Genomic DNA, 4,883 nt, shown 5'->3' on the forward strand with positions numbered 1-4,883 from the left:
CTCACGTCGTGACAACAACATCTGGTGCGACCCTGAACAGGCCAGTGCGCCTTAACCCACACAAATCGCGAAGGGACCCGATTTATTTGCAGAATTGGCTGCAGAAATTAATGATAATTTTCAAGATGACAGTTCAGAAATTAATAGCCGTGAACCACATCATGCTACTCCGGTCAATATATCAAAATGGGGAAACACCCTGCGCGGCCATGTCAGATGCGAACCGACACACGTCTTCGTGCTCAAACCCCTAAATCTGTCCGGTGGGCGCTGACGTCACACGCGCCACGGACTACCGCACGAAGATGATGCTTGGAGGGACAGGATCCTTAACGTCCCGATCACCAAGCCCAATCAGAGTCTCGGGATCGACGGCCAGAACATTGCACCTGCTCTGAATCATGCAACCTTGAGGGTAGACATGGGGACGCCCATTAATATTGATTAGCAGCCCCTTGTGACCGGGCACTACGTAAGGCTGCGAGTTCGGGATGCGGGCCAGCGGGAGGGGCCGGGGGGAATCTGCAAAGCGCCACTGCTGGTTCTCGCCTCCATGCGACCGCCACAGCACGATCGGCTGGGTCTGCCCACTCCACCTGGACCAGACCTGTCCCCCCCATCCCCCCGAGAGATCCATGACGAAACCACTATTGTGGCCGATGGCATCCATGGACCACCACCCGAAGTTCTGCCGGGCATTCCCTGCCGCCGACATATCGCACTGCCTGAGGCGGATCTCGGCCCCCTGCTGGCGTCCTTCGCTCGAAGCGCAAAGCCCGGTGCCCCTAACACGCAGGCGTGTATTGGGGGAGTTCACAAATTCGAACTGCTGGTTCGTGCCACCGTGGCAAGGGTATCCTAGCAGGCGCGCTCCTTCGCGCACCCCACCTTCAGCGTCGATGCAAACTCCACCGAGCCGGCTCACTATCGACTGCGCCTGAGCCGGCGGTGCAGCAGCGACGCTCAAGCCTGAGACAAGCAGTCCAAGAGCAATCAACTTGAAACGTTTCATGACGTGATCTCCTCGTTGTCCACCAAAGCGCCAATTGTGCGCCATTTCTTTGCCCAAGCAGTTTTGACAGCACCCATCCCGGACTTCATCAGGGCCAGCGTAAGGTATGCCGCGTCAAGAGGCCGGGCCACATGACCGCACGGATCAAGATATTCATCAGTTCAACCGAGACATCAAAAGTCTCTCCCAGAAAAGCTGCTCTGGGCGACCCTCTGCATCACGCTCACCGTAACCGAAGACCGTATAGGTGACTTCCGTGCCATTCTCTCTGAGAGTCAGCGAAAACTCGTCGAACTCGTAGGTACCTGTCGCCCCTCCCATCGCACCTCCCGACACTGACGAAGACCGACCTTCACTCGACACGGCAACGACTGCCTGGCGCGAAAACGAGCCATCGCTCCGAAACACAAGCGTGTTAGACGAAGACAGCGCTCCACCCCCGATCGAAGCACCTCCCTCGTAGGCGCCGTCGAGACGCCATCCCTTGGGGAATCCGCTCCACTTCGAGGCGAACTGCGTGCCGATCGTCAGGGCATTGGGATCGGCCTTGTAGGGCGATCGCCATGGTTCTCGTCCGTCAGCCCAGGCGAGTACGAGCTCCCCGTCTTCGATCCAATAGGTGCCCTCGGCTTCGCCAGGTGTCTGCTGCGTCGCGAGCGCCTGAAGCGAGATGCCGCCGCGCGGGCTGCGAGAAAAGCGTCCGTTGCGAGTGAAAAACCACGCCTCCATGTCGACCGAGCCCGACATCCAGGTTCTTACGGTCAAGAACACACCTTCGACCGGCGTGTTTACGCCCATCGGAACCGCAGGCCAGCCTCCGGCTGGCGCCTGCGGGGCTGGCGCCATTGCTTTCGCCCGCCCGCCCTGCACTGCGGGCTGCCCACCACCCTGCGCCGCTGAGGTTGTCGCCTCAGACCCGCGAGCACGTATGCGGTCTCGACCCACGACCTCGTCCCAGCTCTCGCTGTATCGGTCGTACCCGATCAGCCATTGTCCGGGCCCATTGACGGCCTTGATGCGCGCCGGATACCAGAAGCCATTCGACACCACTTCGACCGCGTCGCCGACCCTGAACTCCCCGTCTGCTCGCTGGGCCAGTGCTGCTGCATGCGGTGTGGTTGTCGCGGTTTCATCGGGTACAGGGGCGCCATCGACGAACTGCCCGGCAAACGCCTCTCGGCCATCGGCAGCAAGCAGGCGCCCGAAGCCCGAGATCACGCCCTCTTCGAAACTCCCGACATACATCTGTCCGTCGTCCCACAGCAACACACCCTGACCGTGCATGCGTCCCTGTCGGAACTGCCCCGAATAACGTGAACGGCCGATGAAGAGCACTCCATAACCGTGAAATGTGCCGTTACCAAACTCGCCCGAGTAGACCGTGTCACCTTCAGGGGCATTCCACACACCAATACATCGGTCCCATTCTCCAGACGGATACTGCAGTGGGCAGGCAGACAGTTCTCTCTCGCTCTGCACCTGGGCCGTACCAGTAGATGCGAGCGACAGTGCAACCATGAGCATCAACGGAGAGTAATGGTGAGCTCCGGTGAGCTCCGAAGCGACTTTTAGGCATGACATTCTCCGGCAGGTGGGATTTGAACCGACATTCCCCAAGTGGCATGCTGTTTGACGTAAAGATCGCATTAAACTGGCCTCTGGACAAGCATTTTCCGTCCGGAGCGGCGCCTGCGGTCGGGTGGGCTGCCGGAAAAGGGCGGATCGGACCGGGAAACCGCCATGATCTGGCTTGACGGTGGTGTTTTTCAGCGCAGCGGGCAGACCTGTCCTGCCGCTTTCGTTCAGTTTGGAGCCGGATTGCGGTCACGTGCATGACGGAGGCGCTCGAAGGCGGCGGATGGCGGCGAGGATGGCGCGCACCATCGGGCCGGTGACGGCCACCTCGGCCAGTTGGAAGGTGATGGCACGGGCGTGGCGGACGACGCGGGCGCCGATCTTGATCAGCTTCAGTTGCAGGCTGGTCAACGACCAGTTGGCCATCGCCTCGGGCAACTCTATGCAGCGCAGGAAGGTGGCCAGGTTGTAGGCCAACGCGTGCAGTTGCAACCGCACCTCATTGTCGCGGAACTTCCGGCATGACAGCCGCGTCCAGCGAAAGGCGTATTTGCCTTCCTTGATGTGCTGCTCGGCGGTGCCGCGCTGGTTGTAGAACTGCACCACCCAGTCTGGCTCCATCGGCAGGTTGGTGACGATGAAGCCGACACGCGGGAACAGCTCGCCCGGATGCCATTCGATCTTGGCAATCACGCGGCGCGCCTTGCCCCAAGAGGCCGCTTGATACTCGAAGTCTTCGTAGAAGCGTTTGACCTTGGTGAGGGAGGGCCGTCCCACGGGCCGCGTCAGCCGATGCGCGATCTTCTCGCGCAGGACGTTGTTTGCAGGCAGCCGGATGGCGTAGAAGAACCGGGCTTCTTCCAGCCGCTCATAGATCGCCGGGATTGCGTAGGCGGCGTCAGCCCGGAAGAACCGGCCGCCAAGGTCGCGCTCCGCGTAGCGGGCGATGACGGGGTCGAGAACTTCCCGCCAGCCATCGGCGCTGTGGACATTGCCGTTGCGCAGGGCGCAGCGCTCCAGCATCCCGAACTGGTTGAACAGGAAGTTGGGGTGATAGCAGGTGCAGTCGAAATGCCCATTCCAGGCCGCGCCCTCCTGATTGCCATGGGTGGGACTGACCGAGCTGTCCATGTCCAGCACGATGTACTTCAGCCCATTGCGATCATGAAAGCGGTCGATCCATTGTCCATTCAGGTCGGACAGCGCGGCACGGTTCTCGGCCAGAGCGAGTGTCTCGGTCTCGAACCGCCCCATCTGCGAGGCAGAGGCCGCTTGCGCATCGACCGCCCGACCACCCACGACCTGACGCATGATCGGATCGAGGGCCAACCGGTCGGCATCGTTGACATCCTCGTATCCGGCCAGTCGCCCGAACACCGACTGCCGGAATAGGCCGTCGAGACGGTGGACCGTGTTCTTGCCGCGTCGGGTATCGCGCAGGGCTGTTGCTGCCAGATCGGACAACCCGAGCGCGTCGTCCAGTTCCCGCATCACCAGCAGGCCGCCGTCGGAACTGAGCTGCGCACCCCGGAACTCCACATGCACCCGGCGGTCGAAATCGACTCGATCTGCCCGCTTCGAACCCGCACCCTCTGGGTGATCCATGAAGCCCGCCCCTCGCAGCCGTCAACACCATGATTCATATCGGAAATAACACGATCACGACAGCAAAATCAGCGGATTACTTGGGGAATGTGGGCAAAAATCCTAGATGAAATCAATTTTTTTAGTAGCAGCCTACAAGCGGCGCAACCAACAGAAACAACAGAACCACGAAAGCTCACCGCCTGGGATTTCAAAAAAGACATCCTAGCAAAGACTGCAGCATACGAAAAGCTTTGGTGGATTCAGGAGAGCATTTATGGTTGCCCTACTGGGATCGAGGGTGTGCTGGATGGGCGCAGTGATCAAATTGAACGATTTGTGGCCTTCATTGATAGGAACGCCCAATCACTTTGCGAAATTGAAGAGCAAATACTTGCAGAGATCGAGAAAGCGCATTTTCGATATGAGCCTTATATAAACCCCTTAATTGCAGATCGCTCAATAGACGAAATCAGGGAGCTGAATAATGAAATTCTATTTCTGGACTACCATGTTTTTAATGGATATCAATGGAAATCCGCCTTTATGTCCGTGGCGGCGTATTGCATCAAAAATCTAGACAACGAACATCTGAAAGAGATAATCTCAATACGGGAAAATCTACCGAAAATATTGGTCCCTTCGCGATTTGTGTGGGTTAAGGCGCACTGGCCTGTTCAGGGTCGCACCAGATGTTGTTGTCACGACGTGA

4 protein-coding genes are annotated in these 4,883 nt (G+C 58.9%); 1 reads left to right on the forward strand and 3 read right to left on the reverse strand.

Annotation, left to right across the window (positions count from 1 at the left end; all coding sequences use genetic code 11):
• Window positions 1-292: 292 nt before the first annotated feature.
• The 3 genes from ACFTOW_RS13905 to ACFTOW_RS13915 all read right to left on the reverse strand — a co-directional run bounded on the left by ACFTOW_RS13905 (window position 293) and on the right by ACFTOW_RS13915 (window position 4,192).
• Complete coding sequence (locus ACFTOW_RS13905) at window positions 293-1,057, reverse strand: RICIN domain-containing protein (protein WP_366510472.1); 765 nt, start codon at window positions 1,055-1,057, stop codon at window positions 293-295.
• Between the two features lie 111 nt (window positions 1,058-1,168).
• A complete protein-coding gene (locus ACFTOW_RS13910) occupies window positions 1,169-2,536 on the reverse strand; it encodes a hypothetical protein (protein WP_379916715.1) in 1,368 nt (455 codons plus the stop codon).
• A 300-nt stretch (window positions 2,537-2,836) separates the two neighbouring features.
• On the reverse strand, window positions 2,837-4,192 hold the full coding sequence (locus ACFTOW_RS13915) for an IS1380 family transposase (protein ID WP_379916717.1): 1,356 nt from the start codon (window positions 4,190-4,192) through the stop codon (window positions 2,837-2,839).
• An 87-nt stretch (window positions 4,193-4,279) separates the two neighbouring features.
• Between ACFTOW_RS13915 and ACFTOW_RS13920 the strand changes: the two genes are divergently transcribed.
• The coding region (locus tag ACFTOW_RS13920; protein ID WP_379916719.1) for a hypothetical protein at window positions 4,280-4,883 on the forward strand (604 nt) is incomplete at its 3' end.

The sequence above is a fragment of the Lacimonas salitolerans genome (genome assembly GCF_042677865.1).
Classification (GTDB): Bacteria; Pseudomonadota; Alphaproteobacteria; order Rhodobacterales; family Rhodobacteraceae; genus Lutimaribacter; species Lutimaribacter salitolerans.

What these genes read in the sequence shown, in the direction of transcription:
- ACFTOW_RS13905 (WP_366510472.1), bottom strand. Translation starts at nt 1,057, where the DNA reads ATGGCGCACAATTGGCGCTTTGGTGGACAACGAGGAGATCACGTCATG.
- ACFTOW_RS13910 (WP_379916715.1), bottom strand. Translation starts at nt 2,536, where the DNA reads ATGCTCATGGTTGCACTGTCGCTCGCATCTACTGGTACGGCCCAGGTG.
- ACFTOW_RS13915 (WP_379916717.1), bottom strand. Translation starts at nt 4,192, where the DNA reads ATGGATCACCCAGAGGGTGCGGGTTCGAAGCGGGCAGATCGAGTCGAT.